General features: G+C 38.2%; 16 protein-coding genes. 8 read left to right on the top strand and 8 right to left on the bottom strand.

Going from position 1 to position 25,546, the window contains the following annotated elements; genetic code table 11:
• Positions 1-95: 95 nt before the first annotated feature.
• Positions 96-482, bottom strand: coding sequence for a 30S ribosomal protein S9 (gene rpsI, locus DSM03_RS01365; RefSeq protein ID WP_073099261.1), 387 nt, complete (start codon positions 480-482; stop codon positions 96-98).
• Complete coding sequence (gene rplM / locus DSM03_RS01370; RefSeq protein WP_073099262.1) at positions 483-938, bottom strand: 50S ribosomal protein L13; 456 nt, start codon at positions 936-938, stop codon at positions 483-485.
• A 582-nt stretch (positions 939-1,520) separates the two neighbouring features.
• Here rplM and DSM03_RS01375 point away from each other — a divergent pair.
• Together DSM03_RS01375 and DSM03_RS01380 are read left to right on the top strand one after the other, a co-directional pair.
• Positions 1,521-4,601, top strand: a complete 3,081-nt coding sequence (locus DSM03_RS01375) for a SusC/RagA family TonB-linked outer membrane protein (protein WP_128761583.1) — start codon at positions 1,521-1,523, stop codon at positions 4,599-4,601.
• A 10-nt stretch (positions 4,602-4,611) separates the two neighbouring features.
• Positions 4,612-6,210 carry a RagB/SusD family nutrient uptake outer membrane protein gene (locus tag DSM03_RS01380; RefSeq protein WP_128761584.1) on the top strand — a complete coding sequence of 533 codons (1,599 nt, stop codon included), beginning with the start codon at positions 4,612-4,614 and terminating at the stop codon, positions 6,208-6,210.
• 93 nt (positions 6,211-6,303) lie between these two features.
• On the opposite strand, the gene polA is transcribed toward DSM03_RS01380, so the two are convergent.
• A complete protein-coding gene (polA, locus tag DSM03_RS01385) occupies positions 6,304-9,156 on the bottom strand; it encodes a DNA polymerase I (protein WP_128761585.1) in 2,853 nt (950 codons plus the stop codon).
• A gap of 104 nt (positions 9,157-9,260) precedes the next feature.
• Here polA and DSM03_RS01390 point away from each other — a divergent pair, with 104 nt between their 5' ends.
• A complete protein-coding gene (locus tag DSM03_RS01390; RefSeq protein ID WP_128761586.1) occupies positions 9,261-9,569 on the top strand; it encodes a hypothetical protein in 309 nt (102 codons plus the stop codon).
• Between the two features lie 68 nt (positions 9,570-9,637).
• On the opposite strand, the gene odhB is transcribed toward DSM03_RS01390, so the two are convergent.
• Entirely contained in the window at positions 9,638-10,930 is a 1,293-nt protein-coding gene (gene odhB / locus DSM03_RS01395; protein ID WP_128761587.1) for a 2-oxoglutarate dehydrogenase complex dihydrolipoyllysine-residue succinyltransferase, read from the bottom strand.
• 48 nt (positions 10,931-10,978) lie between these two features.
• On the bottom strand, positions 10,979-13,738 hold the full coding sequence (locus DSM03_RS01400) for a 2-oxoglutarate dehydrogenase E1 component (protein WP_128761588.1): 2,760 nt from the start codon (positions 13,736-13,738) through the stop codon (positions 10,979-10,981).
• A gap of 165 nt (positions 13,739-13,903) precedes the next feature.
• Here DSM03_RS01400 and DSM03_RS01405 point away from each other — a divergent pair, with 165 nt between their 5' ends.
• Positions 13,904-14,419, top strand: coding sequence for a hypothetical protein (locus DSM03_RS01405; protein ID WP_128761589.1), 516 nt, complete (start codon positions 13,904-13,906; stop codon positions 14,417-14,419).
• On the opposite strand, the gene DSM03_RS01410 is transcribed toward DSM03_RS01405, so the two are convergent.
• Positions 14,354-14,740, bottom strand: coding sequence for a hypothetical protein (locus tag DSM03_RS01410; protein ID WP_128761590.1), 387 nt, complete (start codon positions 14,738-14,740; stop codon positions 14,354-14,356). The genes DSM03_RS01405 and DSM03_RS01410 overlap by 66 nt on opposite strands.
• 13 nt (positions 14,741-14,753) lie before the next feature.
• Positions 14,754-15,728 (bottom strand): polyprenyl synthetase family protein, encoded by a 975-nt coding sequence (locus DSM03_RS01415; RefSeq protein WP_128761591.1) that lies wholly within the window; start codon positions 15,726-15,728, stop codon positions 14,754-14,756.
• Positions 15,729-15,892: 164 nt separating this feature from the next.
• On the opposite strand from DSM03_RS01415, the gene DSM03_RS01420 reads away from it, so the two are divergent.
• From DSM03_RS01420 to DSM03_RS01435, 4 genes are read left to right on the top strand one after another with little or no spacing between them, the layout of a single operon-like run.
• Positions 15,893-16,498, top strand: a complete 606-nt coding sequence (locus DSM03_RS01420; RefSeq protein ID WP_201740392.1) for a TetR/AcrR family transcriptional regulator — start codon at positions 15,893-15,895, stop codon at positions 16,496-16,498.
• Complete coding sequence (locus tag DSM03_RS01425; RefSeq protein ID WP_128761593.1) at positions 16,498-17,877, top strand: TolC family protein; 1,380 nt, start codon at positions 16,498-16,500, stop codon at positions 17,875-17,877. The genes DSM03_RS01420 and DSM03_RS01425 overlap by 1 nt, the downstream gene beginning before the upstream one ends.
• Before the next feature lie 19 nt (positions 17,878-17,896).
• The gene (locus DSM03_RS01430) at positions 17,897-19,075 is read left to right on the top strand and encodes an efflux RND transporter periplasmic adaptor subunit (protein WP_128761594.1); all 1,179 of its coding nucleotides are present in this window, start codon (positions 17,897-17,899) and stop codon (positions 19,073-19,075) included.
• A gap of 1 nt (position 19,076) precedes the next feature.
• Positions 19,077-22,583 carry an efflux RND transporter permease subunit gene (locus tag DSM03_RS01435; protein WP_128761595.1) on the top strand — a complete coding sequence of 1,169 codons (3,507 nt, stop codon included), beginning with the start codon at positions 19,077-19,079 and terminating at the stop codon, positions 22,581-22,583.
• A 68-nt stretch (positions 22,584-22,651) separates the two neighbouring features.
• Here DSM03_RS01435 and DSM03_RS01440 read toward each other — a convergent pair whose 3' ends face one another.
• Complete coding sequence (locus tag DSM03_RS01440) at positions 22,652-25,447, bottom strand: leucine-rich repeat domain-containing protein (protein WP_161568049.1); 2,796 nt, start codon at positions 25,445-25,447, stop codon at positions 22,652-22,654.
• Positions 25,448-25,546 lie beyond the last annotated feature (99 nt).

A 25,546-nucleotide genomic window follows, 5' to 3' on the forward strand; every position in this document is an offset into this window, starting at 1 on the left:
TATTGGGACAAGGACATTATTTTAAAATTAATTTCTTTTCGCTTTCAAAAATCTGATGCAATATAAATTGCAAAAGAATTGAAACACGATTGTTGTTAACGTTTTGAGAATTGGAATTTCTTACGCGCTTTCTTCTGACCGAATTTCTTACGCTCTACCATTCTTGGATCTCTAGTTAACAGACCTTCAGGCTTAAGAATAAGTCTGTTTTCTGCATCTAGCTCGCACATTGCTCTAGAAAGAGCAAGACGTACAGCCTCTGCCTGACCTGTGATACCTCCACCGTATACATTCACTTTAATGTCAAAGTTTTTGTCATTTTCAGTCATTACTAATGGCTGATTAACTTTGTACTGTAAAGTACCTGTAGTAAAGTAGTTGTTAAGCTCACGTTTGTTGATCGTGATGTTACCAGAACCAGGAGCTAAATAAACACGAGCAACAGCCGTTTTTCTACGACCAATTTTGTGAATTACTTCCATTTACTTAAGTTCGTTAATGTTAATTGCTTTAGGTTTTTGCGCTTCCTGCCCGTGATCTGCACCGGCATAAACCTTTAAATTGCGATAAATCGCACTACCTAATTTGTTTTTAGGTAACATTCCTTTTACTGCATTTTCTACGAGACGCGCAGGGTCTTTACCGTACAATTCTTTGGCAGTTAGGCTTCTTTGACCACCAGGATAGCCCGTATGACGGATGTAAGATTTAGAATCCCACTTCTTTCCTGTTAAGTTGATTTTAGAGGCATTGATAACAATCACATTGTCTCCGCAATCAACGTGTGGTGTGTAGTTAGGCTTGTACTTTCCGCGCAAGAATTTTGCAACGATAGTAGACATGCGACCCAACGTTTGTCCTTCAGCATCAATAACAACCCACTCCTTATTAACGGTGTTCTTGTTGGCAGATACTGTTTTGTAACTTAATGTGTCCACACTGTTTTATTTAATTATTAAACATTCCATTTCCTGCTCTCGACACTCACGCGTGAAAACAGGGGTGCAAATGTACAACTATATATTAATATAGCAAACGGTGATTTTCGAATTTTTTCTTGACATAAGTTTCAGGCAAATAAGAGCTTACCTAAATTAATATTTAAAAATAATTTAAGACCAATAGCTACAGATACAAATCAACTTATACACTTGTTTTAAAATTGCCACAGCCACTTAACTATTTTCAAACCAAAAAAGAAAGAACTCACGTAAGACAATTACCTTTTATCACAATTGATTTTATCATTTATTACATAATAAGAACAGCACAAATACCATACAACAAACACGATATCATCTTTTTACTTGTATAAATAATCCTTTTGTAACAACTATTAATTGTCGATAAATTGATTTAAACAACATTTTTTAGTTAAAAAAACAATTTTTATTCAGTTTTAAGATCAAAACACACAACCAATTAATACTTTTTAATAATAATTCAATCAAATTGATTATTTATCAATTCTGCACTATCATTTAATCTACATTTCGGCCTTATAACCAAAACATGTTTAAATGATAAAAAAATTATTATTTAGTTTTTTACTGTGCGCTATAGGCTTAAGCTCTTATGCTCAACAGAAAACCATCACCGGCACCGTTATTGGATCTGACGGTATACCCTTGCCAGGCGTGAATGTGGTAGTCAAAAATGCCGCTAACCGTGGAGCTCAAACTGATTTTGACGGGAAATTCTCAATTGCAGCGTCCCCGGAAGAAACTTTAGTGTTCTCATTCTTAGGTTTTGAATCGACTGAACGTGTGGTAGGACAAAGCTCTGTAATAAACATTACTTTAAACCCAAGCACCGAATCTCTTGACGAAGTGGTGGTCGTAGGGTATGGCGTTCAGCGAAAGTCAGATTTAACGGCATCTGTATCTCAGGTAAAAGGAGAGGCCATTGCAGACCTTGTTACTCCAAGTTTTGAATCGCAACTTGCAGGACGTGCAGCCGGTGTACAAATAACAACTCAAACAGGTATCATAGGTGACACTCCTCGTTTTAGAATACGAGGTATTGCTTCTATTGATTCTGGCACATACCCATTAGTTGTTGTGGATGGTATCCCCATTGCAACAGGAGGCCAAGGAGGTTATGCCTCTTCAAATGCTCTGGGTGACATAAACCCTGCAGATATCGAATCGATTGATATTTTAAAAGACGGTTCTGCTACTGCAATTTATGGATCGCGTGCTGCTAATGGCGTTGTATTAATTACTACCAAAAAAGGAAAAGTTGGTAAGATCAGCACCAATTATAATGTAACTGTTGGTTTCGCGAGACCAGTAAGTCAATTTGACCTACTAGGCGCAGCCGACTTTGTAACCATCAGTAATGAAAAAAGATCAAACCGAAACCAATCAGATTGGGCAGCCGGTACTGAAGTAAATACAAACTGGCAGGATTTAGTTCTTAATGATAATGCATTTCAACAAGATCACAACCTTTCCTTTTCTGGTGGGACTGAAAATTTAAAATATTACCTGTCTTTAGGATTCACAGAACAAGAAAGCGTTGCTAAGCCCAATGAATTTACACGATTCACATACCGTGCAAATGCCGAACAGAAAATCAAAGACTGGGTATCTATAGGCGCTAATGCAGGTATTACACAATCTGAATATTTTGGATTGAACGTGGGCACCAACTCTCTTTCCGGAAACGTTTTTAACGCTACCCGTCAACATCCTAACGTATCGCCTTATGACGCCAATGACCCTACTGGTTACAATTTGGATGATACTTTTCCGGATCGCATGGGACGCGGCACCAACTTGGAGACCGTAGGAGACAACATTCCTAACATTATTTTTGTAATAGAAAATAACAAATATGCCACAAAAATAAACCGATTGATCGGTAATACCTATCTTGACATTAAGCCAGTTTCTACCTTAAACTTCAGAACACAAATCAGTGTAGACAAGGCATTATCAAATGGCTATCTTTTCTGGAGCCCAATACACGGAGATGGTCGAGGTTCAAACGGGCGGGTTCAAAATAACAGTTTGGACGAAACTACTTGGAACTGGCAAAACGTTTTAAGCTATAATGAAACCTATGCGGATGCTCATAATATAAGCGTTACTCTTGTAAACGAATATCAAAAAACCAGAAGTCAAAGCTTCTTTGGTACCGGAACCGATTTAAGTAACGAATTCTTCGGCACCAACCTTATTACAGACTCTTACGGTGTTCAAGGTTCTGGCGGGGGTATTACCGAAAATGGTCTTATCTCCTATGCTGCTCGTCTTTCTTATAATTTTAAGGAACGCTACTATCTTCAAGGGACTATACGTCGTGACGGCCTCTCAAGACTAAGCTCAGATACCCGCTATGGTAATTTCCCGGGAGCTTCGGTTGGCTGGAGAATAAGCGAAGAACCTTTTATGGAAGGTATTAAACATGTGATCTCTGAATTAAAATTAAGAGGTTCTTATGGAAAAGTAGGCAACACAGATATTGGAAATTATCCTTATCTAGGTCTTTACGCTCCAGCGCCCTATGCAGCAAATAATGGAATTGGTTATTCACAGTTTGGAAACAACACCTTACAATGGGAAACTAGCGCTAAATATGATGCCGGTTTTGACCTATCACTGTTGAGAAACAAAATAAACTTTAGTTTTGATTACTTTCTTAACGATATTGATGGCCTAATACTTGACGTGGAAACACCTCAATCTTTTGGTGTTCCTAACAACAGCTATAGAGCTAACATTGGTCAGATTGAAAACAGTGGTTTAGAGTTTACCGTAGATGCGCGTATTATTGATTCAGATTTCACATGGAATGTAGGCGCTAACATCTCATTTATTGAGAATGAGATCATAAGTCTTGTTAATGGCGCAGATCGTATCTCCAGTACTAATAACACGATAAACCGCGAAGGTGAGTCCATAAATTCAATTTACGGATACCGTTATTATGGTGTCAACCCTTCAAACGGGAATCCTGTTTACTATAAAGCAGACGGAAGTCTTGTACAGGGGAATCTGCCCGGAGCCAGTTATTCAGTTTTTGACCCGGCAAATCCGGCAGATGTATCAACTGCAGCAGCATTAAGCGCCACTGATGACCGCTCCATTATAGGAAGATCACAGCCTAAGTATTTTGGAGGATTTAATTCTAATATGACGTTCAAGAATTTTGATTTAGGTTTCCTATTCCGTTTTAGCGGCGGAAATCAGATTTTTAATGCAACCCGCAGAGATTTATTAAATCAAAACTTTACGAACAACAGCACAGAGATTTTAGGAAGATGGCAAAGTGTGGAAAATCCAGGTGATGGATGGACCCCAAGATTATACGCTTCTACAAATACCACAACAAACCTAACTTCTACACCTACCACTCGTTTTGTGGAAGACGCAGATTTCATTAAGCTTGACAATATTACCTTAGGATACTCCCTACCTATGTCTGAAGCAGAAAAACTTGGTTTAACCAAGCTACGCATTTTCTTACAAGGTCAAAACCTTTGGACGATCACAGATTATAGCGGAGTAGATCCTGAGATGGAAACCGCAGGGGTAGATTTAAATTTAACGCCCAGATCTAGTGTGTTCTCATTCGGTATTAACTTAGGATTTTAATTAGAAACAAATGAAATTAAATATCAAAACAAATTTTAGAAGTAAAGCAGCATTTGTTTTACTATCAGTATCAAGCTTCAGTTTCACATTAAACTCTTGTAATGAGGGTAATGTATTGGATCTAGAACCTTACAACTCTATTTCAGAAAATGCAGCATTTTCTACAGCAGATCTAGTAAAGCTATCTGTAACTGGTCTTTATAATGCAGCAGAGATTGGCGTATACACAGGGGCTGGGAGAGGATATCCATTTGGAGCAGCATTTGTACAACAAGGGGATAATCGTGGTGAAGACGTAGTAAATGTTGCTACTTTTTACCAACTTACGTATACAGCAACATACGACCCTACAACTGCCAATAACGTATACTATTGGAGCGACACATATCGTCTCATTAATCGCGCTAACATTGTTATTGAAGGCGTACAGGCAGCTTTAGATAATGGTATTATAACCAGTGAAGTTGCCACAGATTATATAGCTCAAGCTAAATTCTTTAGAGCCGCAGCGCATTTAGAACTATTATTCCATTTTGCAAGACCCTATAATGATACTCCTGATGCAAGCCACCTTGGAGTGCCTTATAGAGATTTTGCTATTCAAACCGCAGAATCTTTGGATTTAGCACAAGCACAAGGTCGAAATACCGTTGCTGAGTGTTATCAAAGAATAATTCAGGATTTTGATGATGCTGAAGATGATTTACTAAGCAAATCAGACCGGGCAAGTGAAGAGGGCTCTACACGAGGAGGTATTGTTCGTGCTACAAAAGAAGCTGCAATAGCCTTTAAAACAAGAGCTTATTTACATATGAGAAACTGGCAGATGGTAATTACAGAAGGAATGAAACTGAATACAGTTTATACGCTACCTGCCGATCCCAATACTACGTTCTCTTCCGGTTATGACAACACAGAATCTGTATTCTCGATGGAACATTCTGAAAACAACAATCCAGGCGTGAATGCTGCTTTAGCCTCTCAATACAACAGAAGAGGTCTGGTAGTAGTTAGCCCTATTATCTGGAGAAACCCAGCTTGGCTTACAGATGACGAGCGCAGAACCGAAGGCGGTTTAATAAACACAACTTCAGGAGTGATTTACACAAACAAGTATAAAGATGCTACAAATTATACTGATCCTGCTCCCGTTATTCGTTATGCTGAAGTTCTTTTGAATATGGCTGAGGCTTATGCAAGATTGAGTCCTGCAAATACGAGTGCAGCTCTCAGTTCACTTAATGCTGTTAGAAATCGTTCACTTGCAAATCCTGCAACTCAGGCATATGTCGCCGCAGATTTCACCACACCTGCCTCTTTGGTTAACGCTATTATAACAGAACGTAGAATCGAATTTGTAATGGAAGGAAGACGCTGGCCAGACATCCACCGTTTACAAAACGATAACCTGGCTCCTGTAAATGGCATTCCTGCAAAAGTTGCCAACGGAACTCCTGCAGAAGCGCTTTACACTTTAGGAACCGCATATGACGGTCCTTTGGGAGTTGACGCCGTGCCTTACAACGATTTTAGATTTTTATGGCCTATCCCTCAACAAGAAACAAATAACAACCCTACCCTTGCTGCGCAACAGAATCCTGGATGGTAGAAATCCCGATTTTGATTTTATAGATTTTTTAAACTAGCCAAAAAACCCGTTTAGCAAATGCTAAACGGGCTTTTACTTTAGTGAAGTTTTTAATTAATGTGCTTCTAACCAGTTTTCTCCTATACCCAATTCTACATCTAACGGCACGTCCATTTTAAAGGCTTGTTCCATTTCAGATTTGATCATTTTTTTGACGGCTTCCAGTTCAGGTTTGTAGACATCAAAGACCAATTCATCATGCACCTGAAGCAACATTTTAGTTTTTAGTTTTTCAGCCTTCAGTTTTTTGTGAATGTTGATCATCGCGATCTTGATGATATCTGCAGCACTACCCTGTATGGGGGCGTTTACCGCATTCCGCTCTGCGGCACCCCGCACCACAGCATTGCCACTGTTGATGTCTTTTAAATACCGGCGACGCCCTAAAACGGTAGAAACATACCCGTTATCGCGGGCAAAATCTACCTGCTCACTCATGTAGTTACGCAGTTTTGGGTAAGTTTTATAATAGGTATCGATCAGGTCTTTTGACTCGCTTCGGGACAAATCGGTTTGATTGCTGAGGCCAAAAGCCGAAACCCCGTAAATAATTCCAAAATTCACAGTCTTCGCATTACTACGCTGCTCACGAGTTACTTCATCAAGCGGCACATTAAAGACTTTCGCCGCTGTAGACGCGTGAATATCCTCACCATCCTTAAAGGCCTGCATCATCGTTTCTTCCTGGCTCAACGCCGCTATAATACGCAGTTCAATCTGCGAATAATCGGCAGCTAGCAATATGTAATCTTCATTACGCGGAACAAATGCTTTACGCACCTGACGCCCGCGCTCGGTACGAATGGGTATATTCTGCAAATTGGGGTTGTTTGAACTCAAACGCCCGGTGGCAGCAACTGTTTGCATATAATCGGTATGCACGCGACCTGTATTCGGATCAACCTGAGTAGGTAAAGCGTCTACATAAGTACTTTTCAGTTTTGAAAGTCCGCGATAGTCCAGCACGTGCTGAATGATCTCGTGATCGGGAGCCAGATAGGACAACACATCTTCTGCGGTTGAATACTGCCCGGTACGCGTTTTCTTGGGTTTATCTACCAGTTTTAATTTATCAAACAGGATTTCTCCCAACTGTTTCGGCGAACCGATATTAAATTCTTCCCCTGCTTCTTCATAAATTTTTTTCTCTAACGAAAGGATGTCATTATTTAGTTCTTCCGCCAGGCTATTGAGAAATTCTTCATCCAGATTAATTCCTTCAAGTTCCATATCGGCTAAAACCTGCACTAGAGGAATTTCAATCTCATCAAACAATTTTTGCGTATTGGCTTCCCCCATTTCTTTTTCAAAATGCTCTTTAAGTTGAAGGGTCACATCTGCATCTTCAACAGCATATTCGGTTTGCTCTTCAAGCGGCACATCTGCCATTGATTTTTGGTTCTTCCCTTTTTTACCGATGAGTTCTTCAATGGAAACCGGTGTGTAATTGAGATAGGTTTCGGCCAGTACATCCATATTGTGACGCATATCGGGATTGATCAGGTAATGCGCAATCATCGTATCAAAGAGTTTGCCCTTTACCTCAATACCGTACTTAGCCAGAACTTTGATGTCGTACTTTAAGTTCTGCCCTATTTTCTCAATTTCTTCGCTCTCAAAAAATGGACGTAACTCTTCAATCAGTTTTTGCGCTTCTTCTTTTTCCGTTGGAAACGGAATGTAAAAACCTTTAGTCTTCTCCCAGCTGAATGCGATCCCAACCAGGTCAGCTTTCAACGGATCCAGATCAGTCGTTTCTGTATCAAAACACACTGAAGTTTGCTTCATCAGGTTTTTAAGGAAAAGCTTCGTAGCCATTCCCGGCGCGACACTTTGGTAAAAATGCTCGGTGTCTTTGATGGTTTTGCGGGCATTGCGCTCTTCAATTTCCATCCCGTCACTGCCATCTGCAAAAAGATTGTACTGCCCTGCTCCTGCTGCCGCGGCTTTTTCTGATGAATTCACCAATTTTTTTGCGGTTTCGGTATTGCTCACAGCAGCACCGGTATCACTATCGGCTTCGCCGGAAAATATCTTGATAAACTGATCTTTTAATCTTCTAAATTCGAGCTCATCAAATAGCTCCTGTACCTTATCGGCGTCCGGCTGAGACAATTCGTAAGACTCTGCATGAAATTCCACATCACAATCAATCATAATCGTTGCCAGCTTTCGCGAAAGCCTGCCCAGTTCGGCATTCTCGATTACCTTTTCCTTCATCTTACCCTTAAGATCATCCGTATTAGCCAGCAAGCCTTCAAGACCGCCATATTGTTTGATAAACTTCTTGGCTGTTTTATCACCCACTCCCGGAAGCCCCGGAATATTATCTGAGGCATCCCCCATCATCCCCAGGTAGTCAATCACCTGCTCCGGGTGTTCCACCTCAAAACGTTTTTGCACTTCAGGAATTCCCCAGATCTCGATACCGTTACCCATTCGGGCCGGTTTGTACATAAAAATGTTTTCAGAAACCAGCTGGGCATAATCTTTATCCGGAGTCACCATAAAAACCTGAAATCCTTCTTTCTCGGCTTGTTTTGCCAATGTTCCAATCAAATCATCAGCTTCTACTCCTTCAATCTCAATACACGGTACGTGCATTGCTTTTAAAATTTGCTGAATAATAGGCACAGCTATACGGATTGCCTCTGGGGTTTCATCACGGTTGGCTTTATACTCCTCGTATAGTTCCACACGTTCTGAGCTTCCGCCCTTATCAAAAGCCACGGCAAGATGATCGGGTTTTTCACGTTTGATCACATCAAAAAGCGAATTCACAAAGCCCATTACCGCAGAGGTGTCCTGACCTTTTGAATTTACTCTCGGATTTTTAATTAGGGCATAATATCCGCGAAAAATTAAAGCATAAGCGTCTAAAAGAAATAAGCGTTTTTGAGTCGACATATCGGGAATGTGTTTGATTCTGGAATTGAATTCCAAAAATAGGAATTAGTCTTTTGATACGTGATTTTATATCTTAAGCATTTTAAAAATTAAGTTAAAACGGAATGACAAAACCTGAAAACTATACGCAATTTGAAGATTCACTTCGTGCTGATAAACCAAGGGAAAACTGGCCGGAAACCCTAAAGTCACTTTGGTTTATAGCCAAAGGAGATTGGGAAGCTTCACACAACATCGCTCAGGACATCAACAGCCCTATGGGAAGTCTTATACACGCACACCTGCACCGCATAGAAGGCGACGACTGGAATGCGAAATACTGGTATCGCCAGGCGGGCAGAACGTTTCCCAATGTTTCTTTAGATACAGAACTCAAGCAGCTTGTAGAAAAAGTTTTAATTGAGAAAAAATAAAAAAACCTCACAGCTTTTAAAAGCTGTGAGGTTTTTTTATTTCAGAGTATTTCGCAGATGCAAAATTTCTACATTTCTAAAGCTTTAAGCACATTGTTATCCATCAATAATTCTTCAGGATTTTCTAATGCTTCTTTAACAGCAACCAGAAATCCAACCGATTCTTTTCCGTCAATAATACGGTGATCGTAAGAAAGTGCTACATACATAATAGGTGCAATTGCAATACCACCATCACGTACAATAGGGCGTTCTACAATGTTGTGCATTCCTAAAATAGCAGATTGAGGAGGGTTGATAATAGGCGTTGAAAGCATACTTCCAAATACACCTCCGTTTGTAATCGTAAACGTACCACCGGTCATCTCATCAACTGTAATCTGACCATCACGGGCTCTTAAAGCCAAACGCTTAACTTCAGACTCCACACCACGAAAACTTAGATTTTCAGCATTTCTGATAACAGGAACCATCAATCCTTTTGGACCAGAAACTGCTATAGAAATATCTTTATAGTCATACGTCAACATTTCTTTACCGTCAATCATCGAGTTCACTGCAGGATACATTTCTAATGCACGCACACAAGCCAATGTAAAAAACGACATAAACCCAAGACCTACACCATGTTTCGCTTTAAAGTCTTCTTTGTATTTATTACGCAGTTCAAAAATAGCAGACATATCCACTTCGTTAAAAGTAGTAAGCATTGCAGTCTCATTCTTTACCGAAACCAGGCGCTCTGCAACTTTGCGACGTAACATAGACATTTTAGAACGACTCTCACCACGGCTTCCGGTTCCCGGAGTACCCATAGAAGGTTTTGCATTTACGGCATCGTCTTTTGTAATACGACCGTCACGACCAGTACCTTTTACATCTTTTGCATCAATACCTTTTTCATCTAAAGTCTTTTTAGCTGCCGGAGAAGGTGTTCCTGTTGCGTATGATTTTTTATCCTGAGACTGACTAGGTGTACTAGACTTAGAAGGCTCTTCCTTCTTAGCATCACCCTTCTCATTAGTATCTTCCTTTTTGGCGTCTTTTTGAGCCAATTCTTTTTCGGCATCTCCCCCACTTCCTTCATCTCCAGAAGCTTTCTTATCACCACCACCTGGTTTAGGCGCATCGGTATCAATAAGGCAAACCACCTCACCTACAGCAACAGCATCGCCCTCTTCGGCTTTTAATGTGATGATCCCACTCGCTTCAGCAGGCAATTCTAAGGTTGCTTTATCGCTATCAACTTCAGCAATTGCCTGATCTTTTTCTACATAATCTCCATCTTCAACAAGCCATTGTGCGATTTCAACTTCGGTGATCGATTCTCCCGGTGATGGGACTTTCATTTCTAAAGCCATAATTCTCTTGTATTAACTTTTATTCTATCGCTTTCGCGAAATTTTCTTTTATTGGTTATTTGAATTTTTATCAAACACGTCATCAATTACGCGCTGATGTCTTCTCTTAAAACGTACAGAACTTCCTGCGGCAGGTGCCCCGTAAAACTTACGGCTGCAAATTCTGAATTTTTGCGCTTCAGGTAAATGCATCAATAAGTGACCATAAGCTCCCATATTACGTGGCTCTTCTTGAGCCCACACAACATCGTCTGCATTTTTATATTTTTCTATAGCCGCTCTAATTTCATTTTTAGGAAGTGGAAACAACTGTTCTACTCTAACTAAAGCAACATCATCACGACCTAACTCTTCGCGTTGTGCCAGCAGATCATAATAGAATTTACCGGTTACAAATACGAGTGTTTTTACGTTATCTACTTTTACTTCTGAATCATCTATAGTCATCTGGAAACTTCCGTTAGCCAACTCTTCTTTTGTAGAGATAACTTTAGGGTGTCTCAACAAACTTTTTGGAGTAAAAACAATAAGCGGCTTTCTAAAGTTAGTCTTTAATTGACGACGTAGTAAGTGGTAGAAGTTTGCGGGTGTAGTACAATCTGCAACGTACATATTATCTACTGCACACAGCTGTAAGTAACGCTCCATACGTGCCGAAGAGTGTTCTGCTCCCTGACCTTCATAACCATGAGGCAATAACATGACCAGACCGTTTTGAAGTTTCCATTTATCTTCTGCAGCAGAAATGTATTGATCTAACATAATCTGTGCTCCGTTGCTGAAATCACCAAACTGCGCCTCCCAGATAGGTAGCGTTTTTGGACTCGCCATGGCATACCCATAATCAAAACCTACAACGCCATACTCAGAAAGTAGCGAGTTGAAAATATACATATGCCCTTGCTCTCCTTCGAGATTATTAAGCAATACGATTTCTTCTTCGCTATCTTCTACTTTAGTTACCGCGTGACGGTGTGAGAACGTACCACGCTCTACATCCTGCCCGGTCATACGCACATCAAAACCTTCTTTGAGTAACGAACCGTAAGCCAGTAATTCTGCAAGACCCCAGTCTATTTTATTATCATCAAAGTACATCGCGCGACGTCCTTCAATAATCTTATTTATTTTACGCAAGAACTTTTTATCTTCCGGAAGCTTTGTGATTGACTTCGCAACTTCTGTAAGACCCTCAAGATCAAAAGTGGTATCTACGGGCTTCATCATTTCATCTTCAGTGGCAGGCTCAAAACCTTCCCACTCGTCCTGCATAATAGCCGTTATACGTGTAGTATCTTCTTCACGAGATTTTTCTAACTTCTCTTCGAGTTTGTCTTTATATTCCTCTTCCAGCTGCTTAACATAATTGTCATCAATCACGCCTTCAGACTTTAAACGATTTGCATATAGATCTCGAGCATTATCGTGCTTAGCAATTGCTTTGTATAATTTAGGCTGTGTAAAACGCGGCTCATCACCTTCGTTATGTCCGTATTTACGATATCCCAAAAGGTCAATAAATACATCACGGCCAAATGTCATTCTGAAATCTAGTGCAAAAAGCGCTGCGTGCACTACTGCTTCTGCATCGTCTGCATTCACATGAAGCACTGGCGACAAGGTGGTTTTAGCAACATCTGTACAATAGGTTGAAGAACGCGCATCCAGATAATTTGTGGTGAAGCCTATCTGGTTATTGATCACAATATGAATAGTACCTTTTGTAGTGTACCCATCTAATTGTGCCATTTGTATCACTTCATAAACAATTCCCTGCCCTGCAATTGCAGCATCACCGTGCACAACAATAGGTAGAACCTCTTGCGGATTGTCAAAGTGATGACGGTCTTGTTTTGCTCTAGAAATACCCTCAACTACAGCACCCACAGTCTCTAAGTGAGACGGGTTTGGCGCAATATTGATGTTGATCTCTTTTCCGCTATCAGTAAGGCGACTTGAAGTCCAACCTAAGTGATATTTTACATCTCCGTCAAAAACTTCCTGATCGTAATCTTTACCATCAAACTCACTAAAGATGTCTTTAGCATTTTTCCCGAAGATATTTGTTAAGGTATTTAAACGACCCCGGTGAGCCATACCCATCACAAACTCTTTTACACCAAGATCTGCGGCAGCTTCAATAATCGCATCTACAGCCGGAATAAAACTCTCACCTCCTTCTAAAGAGAAACGCTTTTGACCTACATATTTTGTATGCAAAAAGGTTTCAAAAGAAACAGCTTCATTTAATTTTTTTAGAATCTTCTTCTTAGTCTCTGCAGAAAAATCAGGATGATTATCATTGATATTGAGTTTATCCTGAATCCACTGAATCTCTTCAGGTTTTCTAATAAACATATATTCTACACCAATAGATTCACAATAAATCTTCTCAAGATGTATAATAATTTCTCGAAGCGTAGTAGTCCCAATACCCAATATTTCACCAGCAGTAAAAGTGGTATCTAAGTCATTCTGACTCAATCCAAAATTTGCCAACTCTAATGAAGGAGTATATTGTCTACGATCACGCACGGGATTTGTTTTAGTAAACAAATGCCCACGAGTTCGATAACCGTCAATTAGTTTTACAACCTGAAATTCTTTTTGAAGGTTTTCAGGAACACCCGAACTGGTAGGTTGAGGAGCAACATCTGGTGCTAAACCACTTTCTTCTATTCCAAAGTCAAATCCCTGAAAAAAAGCTCTCCAACTGGGTTCTACACTATCAGGATGCTGTAAATATTTATCGTATAGTTCTGCGAAGTATGCAGTATTTGCTGCATTTAGAAATGAAAATCTATCCATTTTATAAGTTAAATCTGTCGATTTTTTAAGCAATAATTTGTCAAAAATACAATATTTACCCTCCACAAGACGTGTCCTTATCTATTTTTATGCCTATCATTAACATTTTAAAATCAGGATTTAACATCTATATAACAGATATGCAAATTCTACAAAGACTACTTTATGAAATCGATTGCTACGTTAATAATTACGATACTTTTTATAACGCTATTTTCAAATGAATCAACAGCTCAGTTTGCGCGATCTAATTTTTGGGATCGGGTAGCTATTGGAGGTGGTCTTGGTTTAAATTTTGGTCAGGATTATTTTGCCGCTAATATTTCTCCAAGTGCAGTCTATAATTTCAATCCATATTTCGCTGCAGGACCAGGCTTGAGCTATTCGTATATAAAAAATGGAAGCTACAAATCGTCAATTGTAGGAGGTAGCATTATCGCATTAGCAAATCCGTTGCCAATATTGCAGCTTTCTGCAGAGTTTGAAGAACTGTATGTGAGTCAAAAAGCAAATCTTGATGGCGGCACTTTTAAAGATGATTTCTGGAATTCTGCTCTTTTCCTGGGAGCTGGTTATCGTTCTGGACCTGTTACAATAGGCGCTCGCTACAATGTTTTATTTAAAGATGATAACCTCATCTACACCAGCGCCATACAACCGTTTATTCGTTTCTATTTTTAAAAAAACCTTCATAAACTCTCGTTCTAAGATCAATTCTGAAACAGCAAGGGCAAATTCATGAACTTCTTGCTGCGGTAACTTTTTGATTTTTGATTCGGAAACGTCAATGGTATAAAGCAAATTGAGGTACACTTCAAAATCTGAGACTATTGTAGCATACAGACTTGCAGTTAAATTACGCACTAAAGCTTCAGCAGATACATCTTCACCAAACTGGTCAGCAATTCCGGCACGCAAAAAATCTTTGTTAAGTTGAATGATCAGATCTTTATACAATTTGGCATCTTCTGCCTTCTGTAAAATCTGAATTCCTGCTTCCATCTTTTGCAAATTGTTAAACCGATCTATACATCAAAGCTTGTGCAAACTCGCGTAAGTTCTCTTTATTTTCTTCTTTCACGTCTAACTCATCGAGTACTTTAAGCGCCTGATGGGTATAACTTTCTATCTCTTTCTGTATTGCTTCAGAAGCTCCCGATTCAACAAAAAGCTGTTTTACTGTTTCAACCTTTTCTGATGGATCTTGTGGATTTATAGTAAATAAATGCTGTAATTGAATGCTTTGTGCAGGATCTAATTTTTCTAATGCAGTAAGATACAGAAAGGTCTTTTTATTTTCGATTATATCTCCTCCCACTTGCTTACCAAAGGTTTTAGGATCACCAAAAGCATCTAAATAATCATCCTGTAATTGAAATGCAATCCCTAAATCACGCCCAAACTCATAAATACGATCACAATTGATCTTTGTGGTTTCTGCAACAATTGCTCCCATTTTTAAAGCCGCTCCCACTAGCACAGCGGTCTTATATTCAATCATTTTTAAATATTCAGGAAGCGTAACATCATCACGTGTTTCAAAATCTACATCATACTGCTGTCCCTCACAAACCTCTATCGCCGTTTTACTAAAAAGCTTTGCCAACTCTCTGAAAATTTCTCCTTCATAATTTTCAAATAATTGGTACGCATTAATAAGCATAGCATCTCCAGAAAGAATACCGGTATTTACATCCCATTTTTCATGCACAGTATCCTTACCTCGTCGCAAGGGAGCATCATCCATAATATCATCGTGAACCAGCGAAAAATTATGAAAAACCTCTACGGCTAATGCAGCATCTAACGCTTTTTTATGATCAGATTCAAATATATCAGTTGCCATTAAGGTCAAAACCGGTCGCAAGCGCTTCCCTCCTAACTGTAGAATATAATTGATGGGGTCGTACAAATTCTTAGGCTCTCGCTCTGTAATTTTACTATTTAAGTACTCAACAAACACTTCTGTGTATTGATCAATGCGCAGCATACTCATAAAATTTTCAGCTAAAATAAGACACTAAATCTGAACTCAACTCTCAAAGTCTTATGAAGCTGCACGAATACCATAAAGTTATCTCATCATTAAATAAATAAAAAACTTTGGAAACTTATTAAGTTTTTAAAGTTTCCGTTATATATTTGCCTTCGATTATGAAGAATGAAATTTTAAAAAATGCAACGCAATTATTTTTAAGTCAAGGATTTAAAAGCGTTACTATGGATGATATCGCCACACATATGGGGATATCAAAAAAAACAATTTATGCAAATTATGCTCATAAAACCGAGTTAGTACATGCTGCTGGCTTTGAAATATTGAATAATATTCAATGTGGTGTACAAAATTTACTCACCGAACACATGAATCCTATTGAAGAGCTTTATGAAATAAAAAAATATGTTATACAACACCTAAAGGGAGAAAAAAATTCATCCATTCAACAGCTTATAAAGTATTACCCAAAAATCTCCGCAGAATTACGTGCTACTCAAACCGAGTTTATTCGTGGCTGTATGAAGAAAAATATCACTCGGGGGATTGAACAGGGCCTTTTTAGAAAAAATCTGGAAGTAGAATTTGTATCTCGAATGTATCAGGTAGGGATAACGAATATCAAAGACGAAAGCATTTTTCCTCCAGAAAAATTTCCACACGTTGCTTTACATGAGATGTATTTAGAATACCATTTACGCGGCATTATAACTCCTGAAGGCAGAAAAATTCTCAATCAATTAATTCATTCAAATCAAGACTAATGCGAAAATCACTCCTCCTTTTTACTTGTGCTCTGGGCCTATATTTCCCGGCAAAAGCTCAAGATTCAACAGAGGTACAATCTTATGCACTCAGTTTACAAGAAGCTATTACTTATGGCCTTGAAAACAGTTATACTGCAAAAAATGCACAAACAGATGTGGAGATTGCTTTAAAACAAAAATGGGAAATCATCGCTCAGGGATTGCCTCAAATCTCTGGTGAAATCACCTATCAAAATCAGTTAATACAGCCAACCTCTTTTATACCTGCTCAATTTTTTGATCCAGACGCAGAGCCCGGAACCTTTACTCCGGTGCAGTTTAGCCCTAAACAAAGTGCTTCTGCTACAGCCACCTGGAATCAATTGATATTTGACGGCTCCTATATCGTAGGCGTTCAGTCTGCAAAAACACTTTTACAGATTTCTGAAAATGCCAAAGTAAAAACAGATCTCGAGGTTAAACAAAGTGTAATTGAAGCCTATGGTAATGTCTTACTTGCTCAGGAAAGTATTTCAATTTTTCAGAAGAACTTAAAAACCATAAATAAAAATCTAAACGATACCCGTAAGATTTTTGAAAATGGTCTTGGTGAAGAAGAGGATGTAGAGCAATTACAAATCACAGCTTTAGGCCTGGAGACGCAGCTTAATAATACGGTACGTCAACTGGCTATCGCATACGATATGCTCAAGCTTACTTTAGGGATACCTATTGATAGTAAACTTGAAGTTACAGATAAACTTGAAGATTTGACCATGCAGTATTATGACCTTAACTTACTTACGCAAACTATAGAACCCGAAAAAAATATAGATTTTCGTATTGCTCAAGATCAAACCAATTTGGCAGAGACCGAAGTTAAGCTCGAGAAAAGTAAAGCGCTTCCCCGCTTGAGTGCTTATGTAAATTATGGAGCTTCAGGAGCGAGTAATGAGTTTACGTTTCTAAGTGATGAGCAACGCTATTTTGAGCAATCTGTTCTAGGCGTATCACTTAGCGTACCCATTTTTAGCAGCGGGATGCGTGCAGCTAAAACCGCTCAAAAAGAATTGGCTTACAAACAAAGTCTTGAAGACCTCGAGCAAGCCCGCAATCAAATCAAACTTCAGATTGCAACAGCTCGTAATGACTACCAGTTTGCATTGGATAATTATGCTACCCAAGAAAAAAATCTTGCACTTGCAGAACGTATAGAAAACAAGAACTCTATTAAATTTTTTGAAGGTATTGCCAGTAGCTTTGAACTAAGCGAAGCACAATCTCAACTCTATCAGGCGCAGCAAGATTATTTACAAGCTATGTATGATGTTATTGCCAACAAAGCAGCATTAGAAAAAGTTTTAGACACTACTATTTACAAACCAAAAGAAGACTAACCTCAGACACCTAATACCTATGAAAAATATATTCACTATAGCATTTGTAACTCTTTTGCTTGTTTCCTGTGGAGGCAAAGAAGAATCTGTTGATGCAATTATTGAAAAAGGAGATTTGAGTGCGATGCGCGCAAAAAAGACCGAATTACTGGCTCAACAAAATGAGTTGAAAGCAGAAATTGACTCACTTAATGCTGCAATAGAAAAACAAGACGTTAAGAAGAAAGCTGCTTTAGTCACCACAACTACGCTTAAAGACACTTTATTTAAGCACTATTTTGAAGTGCAGGGTAATGTAAATACAGATCAGAATATCATTCTTTACGCTGAATATACCGGTGTACTTACACAACTATATGTAAAAGAAGGGCAACGGGTTTCTAAAGGGCAACGTTTAGCACGTATAGACGATGGTGGCTTGAGTAGCGAGCTGGCTCGCCAAGAGGCACAAACCGCTTTAGCAAAAACGACCTACGAACGTCAAAAAAGACTTTGGGATCAACAAATAGGTTCAGAAATCAGCTATTTAGAAGCAAAATCCAATTATGATGCTATGCAAGCCGCAACAGATCAATTGCGTTCACGAATTTCTAAAACAGTAATTACTGCACCTTTTTCTGGAGTTGTTGACAATACCTTAGCAGATCAGGGACAGGTTGTAAATGCCGGGCAGACCGGAGTTTTACGTCTGGTAAATCTTAGCGATATGTATGTGGAAGCTTCAATCCCGGAATCTTTTTTAGGTAAAGTTGAAGAAGGCACCGAAGTAAAAATCAGACTGGCTTCAATAGGTAAAACCTACGACGGAAAGATCAGACAGGTAGGAAACTTCGTTAGTCCAGATAACCGGACCTTTGATGTTAAAATTTCAATACCAAATCCCGATAATGCGGTAAAGCCCAACCTGATTGCGACGGTTATGGTTAATGACTATGCTGTAGAAAGTGCCATAGTCATCCCAGAAAATGTAATTCAGCAAAATGCAATGGGTAACAGCATCACTTATGTATTTGATGAGCAGACAGATGGTACTGCTGTTGCTAAACAGGTTCAGATAGAAGAAGGTTATAGCGATGATCAGTCTGTAGAAATCACATCTGGTCTGCAAGCCGGTGATCAGCTTATAATAGAAGGTGTACGCTCGTTGAGAGATGGCCAGCCTGTAGAATTAAAAGACAAATCTTCAAACAACCAGTAAAATGGCAAAAAACACCTATAAAGAATTTGGTATATCATCGTGGGCAATAGACAATAAGATGACGGTATATGTTATTACCGCCATCATCTTATTGAGTGGTCTTGCTGCCTACTACAGTATGCCTCGAGAAGCGTTCCCTGAGATTATAGAAACCAAGATTTATGTGAGTTCTGTAAACCCGGGTAACGCTGCAGAAGATGTTGAAAAATTCATTACAGAACCTCTTGAAGAAGAGTTTAATGATATTGCCGGTGTAAAAGAGATCACCTCTACTACACTTCAGGATTACAGTATCATTATCGTAGAATTTGAAGAAGATGTTGATGTAAACGTTGCCAAAACCAAGGTTAAAGATAAGGTTGACCTTGTAAAAGCAGAGACCACCTGGCCTACCTTAGATAACGGTGCCAAAGTGGAACCCAATATTTTTGACCTCAACATTTCTGAAGAGCAGCCTATTTTAAACATCAACCTTACGGGAGATTTTCAGGTGCAGCAATTAAAGGATTATGCAGAGCATCTTCAGGATAAGATCGAATTGCTTCCGCAGATTAAAGAAGCAACCATACGGGGTGCTGAAGAACAGGAAGTTGAAGTAGCTGTTGACATTTATAAAATGACTGCTTCTAAAGTAAGTTTTGATAATATTTTAAATGCAATTAGATCAGAAAACAATACCATCTCTGCGGGTAACGTAATTTCAGACGGACTGCGTAAAAACATTCGGGTTCTGGGAGAGATTAAAAACCCAAAAGAACTCAACAATATCGTGGTGAAGCGCGATGGTGGAAACATTTTCTTAAAAGATATTGCTACGGTTCGCTTTAAAGAAAAAGATGCAACCACTTTTGCACGTGAATATGGCCAACCGGTTGTTATGCTTGACGTTAAAAAGCGTGCCGGTAAGAATATGATCGAGGCAGTAGAGTCTATTAAAAAAATCGTAGCAGAAGAAAGTGACAACTATTACCCGGAGTCTTTGCACATAAGTCTTACGAACGACCAGTCTATCAAAACTGAAAATCAGGTTGATGATCTGGTAAACAACATCATTTTTGGTGTGATCCTCGTAGTGATAGTACTCATGTTTTTCTTAGGATTTAGAAATGCATTATTTGTAGGTTTTGCGATTCCGCTTTCTATGTTCATGTCACTTACCATCCTATCTGCGCTAGGATTTACATTAAATACCATGGTGCTTTTTGGGTTGGTTATGGGACTCGGTATGCTGGTAGATAACGGTATTGTGGTTGTAGAAAACGTGTATTCGCTGATGGATCAGGGTATGTCACGCATCAAAGCTGCAAAACAAGGTGTTGGGGAGATTGCATGGCCTATCATCGCTTCTACAGCGACCACCCTTGCAGCCTTTTTCCCCTTAGGATTATGGCCCGGAACCATAGGTAAGTTTATGATTTACTTCCCTATTACCCTTTCTATTGTTTTGAGTTCGTCGCTTTTTGTAGCCTTGATCATCAACTCGATGTTGACCTCTCGCTTTATGAAATTAGAAGAGGAAGAACTTACTAAGAAAAAGCTGGTACGCTACAGCCTGGTTTTAGCCGGAGTAGGAGTTATTTTATTGATTGCCGGTTTTGTTATGGACTCTGGTGGTTTCCGTGGAATAGGAAATTTGATGCTATTAGCTGCTATTTTGCTTTGGGCATACAAGTACTTCCTTGCCGGTGCAGTACGTTACTTTCAGTTTAAATCCCTTAGAGATCTTGAGAATCTTTATGAGCGCTTCTTAAAATATGCGCTTCGCGGAAAGAAAGCTTACGTATTTTTCTTCGGAACTTTTGCAATGTTGATCCTATCTTTTATTCTTATCGGGTTAGTTCAGCCTAACGTGTTATTTTTCCCCGAAAATGAACCCAATCAGATCATTACGTATATAGAATATCCTGAAGGAACAGCGATAGAAAAAACAAATGAGCTTACCAAAAAAGTTGAAGAACGCATTTTTGATGCGATCAAAAAATATGAGGATAAAGACGGATACAACTATATGGTTGAATCTGCTATTTCTCAGGTAGGTCAAGGTGCCGGAAACCCACAAACCGATGGTGGACAGAGTAACGAAATGCCACATAAAGGTAAAGTAACGCTCTCTATGCGTGATTTTAAATTGCGCCGTGGTGTTAAAAGTAGTACTGTTTTATCAGAAGTACGCGATGCTGTTAAAGGGTTCCCGGGTGCATCTGTAACGGTTGAAAAAGATGCTGCAGGACCTCCGGTAGGATACCCTGTAAACATTGAGATTAGCGGTGAAGATTATGAGCAAATGTTAATTGCTGCAGAAAATATGCGCTCCTATATAGAAGATCTGGGCATTGGCGGTATCGAAGAATTGAAGCTTGACATAAACCGCTCTAAAGCAGAATTGGGCGTCACCGTCAACCGTGAAAAAGCAGGGCAATTGGGTATTTCCACAGTGGCTATTGGTCAAACGTTAAGACGTTCTGTTTACGGTGAAGAAGCTTCGACTTATAAAGAAGGGGATGATGATTATGAAATCAATGTGCGTTTTAATAAAGAATACCGTTATGATGAGAATGCGTTGTTCAATCAGCCGGTAACCTTTAGAAACAATCAAGGTGAAATTATACAAGTCCCCATCTCTGCATTAGTAGACACCAAAGCAACTTCTGCATTTAGTGCAATAAAACGTAAAGATCTTAAACGTGTAATCACCTTATATTCTAACGTATTACAAGGCTATAATGCTACCGAAATTGTAAACCAGCTCAAGCAAGAGTTATCCGGTTATGATTTACCTACCGGTACTTCATTCAGTTTTACGGGTGAGCAAGAAGAGCAAGCTGATAACATGAGCTTCTTATTGATGGCTTTAGGTATCGCTATGGGCTCTATCTTACTGATTCTGGTAGCTCAGTTTAACTCCCTTTCAAAACCGATTATCATCTTGATGGCAGTTATATTGAGTTTAGTAGGTGTGTTCTTAGGTCTCATCATTTTTAATATGGACTTTGTAATCCTGATGACGATGATGGGTATTATTTCTCTGGCAGGTATTGTTGTGAATAACGCCATCGTGTTGATCGATTACACACAAATACTCATTGACCGTAAAAAAGAAGAGTTGGGCTATGAGGAAGATGACTTATTAACCCGTGAAGAGTACTTTAAACTTACGGTTGCTGGTGGGAAATCCCGTTTAAGACCCGTACTACTTACAGCAATCACAACCGTACTTGGTTTGATTCCGCTCGCGGTAGGACTCAACATTGATTTCTTTGGTCTATTTACAGATTATGATCCCGGAATCTATATTGGTGGAGATAACGTGATTTTCTGGGGACCACTCGCTTGGACGGTTATTTTTGGTTTGGTTTTCGCAACCTTCCTGACCTTAGTAATCGTACCGGTAATGTTCTATTTAACAAACCGAGCGAAAGTTAGATTCAACGACAAGAAAAAAACACGTAAAAAGCAGAAAGAGCAGGCAAAGCTTGAAGCTGCTAACAATAATACTAGTGAAAATTAATTTTAAGTTTTAGTTAGATTTGAAAAAGCAGAAGCTCTAGGCTTCTGCTTTTTTGTTTTCTGAATAATTCAGCCTTGAATAATCATTGTCAATTCCTTTATCGTTTGCTTCTTTTTGGGTGTCAAATCCGCTTTATCTAACCACATTTCAAAAAGCTTAAAACTCCAGGATTGAAAATCAGTTTGCTCTTTCTGAAAGGTATCTTCAAAGCTATTTATCTCCTTAGCAGAATCTTCTTCTTGAATTATGCTCAACACCAGATTGAAATACTTCATCAACACCATACTTGAATAATCCATATCATTTAGAGGCTGAAGTTCTAAGAGATAATTCCTTGCTTCGGTAAATTCATTTGCTATAATATAAAGCTCAACTAAGCTTAGATCATAGCCATAATCAAGCAGCTTATTATTTTTTCTAAATTCTATTTGATTTTTATAAGAAGTAATGCCTTTTTTAAACAAAATTGCGCTTAGTGAGTCTTTTGATGCGGATTTTGCCAAAAGAGCAGCTTTACCATAATCATTATCCCAACCCTGATCACTTATAAACAAATAATCTTTTATAGCGGCAATCGTGTCGCCCGTTTTAAGATAAGCTTCTGCCCTATTTCTAAATTGTGGGATTAAAAAATTTAACACTCTAATTGACTCTGTAGTATCGTTTACTATAGAACGTGTAAAAAAATCTATCGCTTTAGTGTACTCCTTATTGCGCATCAAAGCCTCAGCGTAATCATCTTTTCTTATTTTACTCATAGCGTATGAGCTATCAATCTTTATTGCTTTTTTAAATAAAGGGTATATCGTGTTTTTAGCATTTGTATAACTCCTATTATATGCGTTTTCTAAAAAAGCCTGAGACATATTTTGGGTTTTAGGAATCTCTTCCCATTTTAAAAAACCCTTTTCTTCATAAAATGCCAGAAGTTGTTCTCTAGTTCTGAAACTGTAATTTAGCTTATCTTCACTGCTTAATTTAAATGAGAGTGATTTTAAAAAAGGAGATTTTACGATTCCTTTAGGGATACTTTCAAGATTATTATTCGTCAGCTGTAGATTTTCCGCATAAAAAGACTGCCACCCTACTTCAGGTAGTTTACTAATTGCACAATTTCTCAACTTTATGGTGTACCTGTAAGACTTTAAATTGAACAGTATTTTAAAAATATCTTCAACTTGAAGAGATTTCTGATTCTCAAAATCCAACATCTTCAGATTTTTCAGACTTGAAAGACTGACAGGAAGTTCTTGGAAATCATTATTAGATCTCATTATCCTTAAAGAATCACTTTCGTAAGACGAATCAAGTGATTTAAATGACGAAATCTTCGTGCTATCGCGTCCACCGAGATAAATTGATCTAAGCTTTTTTAGATTTCCTAACTGAGAAGGTAAATGCTTCAATTTATTTTGCTGTATCTCTAATTTTTCAAGATTTACGAGTTCTGTAAATGATGAAGGCAACTCGATCAAAAAATTACTATAAAGCGGAAAAGTTTTTAAGTTGGAAAGGCTTCCAATATTCTCGGGTAAATGAGTCAAATCATTTTCGGCAAGATCAAGGCTCTCTAATTTCTTAAGTTCTGTAATTGAATCCGGCAAAGCGCAGATAATGTTTTGTCTTAGGTTGAGATTAGTTAACTGTTTTAGTCTGCCAATAGTTTTTGGCAATATATTTATTGAATTATTTTCTAAACCAAGTTCTTGTAAACCATTTAAGTTACCTATGCTGGCCGGAATTTCCGTAAGCAAATTGTTATTGAGATAAAGTTTTTCTAACAATTTTAACTTCCCCAATTCTGATGGAATGACCTTAATGTGGTTGTAGCTTAACCTTAGTTCTTTTAAGACTTTCAGGTCGAAAATTGATTTATTCAATATTTTTAAACCATTATATCCCAAATCAAGCTTTTGTAACTTTTTCATTACCGACAGATCGCCCTCAATGCAAATAGGCTCTCCTTGATGATGAAATACAAGTGATTCTAAATTTTTTAGATTATCATAATTAGTGGAACCCGATCTAATCCTCAAATTCTGAAGATTGAGACTTCGTAAATTATTATTTTCTGAGAATGCATCAAACAAGCATTGTAAACTATCCAACGAAAAATTAAAAAGAGTTAATTTTTCTAAGTCTTTAAAATTTTTAAGAAACCCTACCTGCTCTAAAGAGAAAGAACCAAAACTAATTTGTAAGTCCTTTAATTTAGGAATTGTAGCTAATTTTGAAAGTATTTCTATTGGGTTTTCATAGCCCTCAATAACCAAGACAATGCTTTCCAAATCTTTCATTTCAGAAAGATCACTGGGCAGAATTATTTTCTTAAAACCATTAATTCTAAAACCTCTTAATCCTTTTAACTCTAAAAGGATTTGAGGTAGTTCAATTTCTTCAGTTATAAAACCAAGTTCTAAATACTGAATATTTGAATTGTGCTTGATACTTTTAAATAAAGCATCATAATCTATATCGAATGTACCATCAAACTTTAAAAACCGAAGGTTTTCAAGCTCATCCAAAAAATCAAAAGATTTTAAAATTGGCAAAGAATCACTTCCTCGAAATAAATTTTTAGATCGTATTTCCAGATACTCAATATTATTAAGCTTTTTCAAGCTTTTCATATTCAAATGAAGCTCCTCGTCGCTTCCGTAATCTAACGAAACAAACCTTATTTTTTCTGGGTTGAAAATTGTATCTGGATAACGATCATATACAGTTCTTTCAAAATTTAATACTTGATTTGCTTCATTATTATTAACAAATCGTATTGATTCAGGTGTATTTCCGAAGAAACCTAATTGATGAAACAGATCATTAATACTAAGCTCCTTCTCTTGAGCAAAAATTATACTCATCATCAAAAAAAATACACATGATAGTTTGTTTCTTAGTAACATAATATAGAATCTCACTAATTAAATCCTTTTAAAACTACAATTTAAAATATTAGGCAA

The sequence above is a fragment of the Leeuwenhoekiella aestuarii genome, from assembly GCF_004104055.1.
Classification (GTDB): Bacteria; Bacteroidota; Bacteroidia; order Flavobacteriales; family Flavobacteriaceae; genus Leeuwenhoekiella; species Leeuwenhoekiella aestuarii.

Excerpts from the sequence above, each read along its gene's own strand:
- rpsI (WP_073099261.1), bottom strand. The coding sequence starts at position 482 with ATGGAAGTAATTCACAAAATTGGTCGTAGAAAAACGGCTGTTGCTCGT.
- DSM03_RS01375 (WP_128761583.1), top strand. The coding sequence starts at position 1,521 with ATGATAAAAAAATTATTATTTAGTTTTTTACTGTGCGCTATAGGCTTA.
- DSM03_RS01380 (WP_128761584.1), top strand. The coding sequence starts at position 4,612 with ATGAAATTAAATATCAAAACAAATTTTAGAAGTAAAGCAGCATTTGTT.
- polA (WP_128761585.1), bottom strand. The coding sequence starts at position 9,156 with ATGTCGACTCAAAAACGCTTATTTCTTTTAGACGCTTATGCTTTAATT.
- DSM03_RS01390 (WP_128761586.1), top strand. The coding sequence starts at position 9,261 with ATGACAAAACCTGAAAACTATACGCAATTTGAAGATTCACTTCGTGCT.
- odhB (WP_128761587.1), bottom strand. The coding sequence starts at position 10,930 with ATGGCTTTAGAAATGAAAGTCCCATCACCGGGAGAATCGATCACCGAA.
- DSM03_RS01400 (WP_128761588.1), bottom strand. The coding sequence starts at position 13,738 with ATGGATAGATTTTCATTTCTAAATGCAGCAAATACTGCATACTTCGCA.
- DSM03_RS01405 (WP_128761589.1), top strand. The coding sequence starts at position 13,904 with ATGAAATCGATTGCTACGTTAATAATTACGATACTTTTTATAACGCTA.
- DSM03_RS01410 (WP_128761590.1), bottom strand. The coding sequence starts at position 14,740 with ATGGAAGCAGGAATTCAGATTTTACAGAAGGCAGAAGATGCCAAATTG.
- DSM03_RS01415 (WP_128761591.1), bottom strand. The coding sequence starts at position 15,728 with ATGCTGCGCATTGATCAATACACAGAAGTGTTTGTTGAGTACTTAAAT.
- DSM03_RS01420 (WP_201740392.1), top strand. The coding sequence starts at position 15,893 with ATGAAGAATGAAATTTTAAAAAATGCAACGCAATTATTTTTAAGTCAA.
- DSM03_RS01425 (WP_128761593.1), top strand. The coding sequence starts at position 16,498 with ATGCGAAAATCACTCCTCCTTTTTACTTGTGCTCTGGGCCTATATTTC.
- DSM03_RS01430 (WP_128761594.1), top strand. The coding sequence starts at position 17,897 with ATGAAAAATATATTCACTATAGCATTTGTAACTCTTTTGCTTGTTTCC.
- DSM03_RS01435 (WP_128761595.1), top strand. The coding sequence starts at position 19,077 with ATGGCAAAAAACACCTATAAAGAATTTGGTATATCATCGTGGGCAATA.
- DSM03_RS01440 (WP_161568049.1), bottom strand. The coding sequence starts at position 25,447 with ATGAGTATAATTTTTGCTCAAGAGAAGGAGCTTAGTATTAATGATCTG.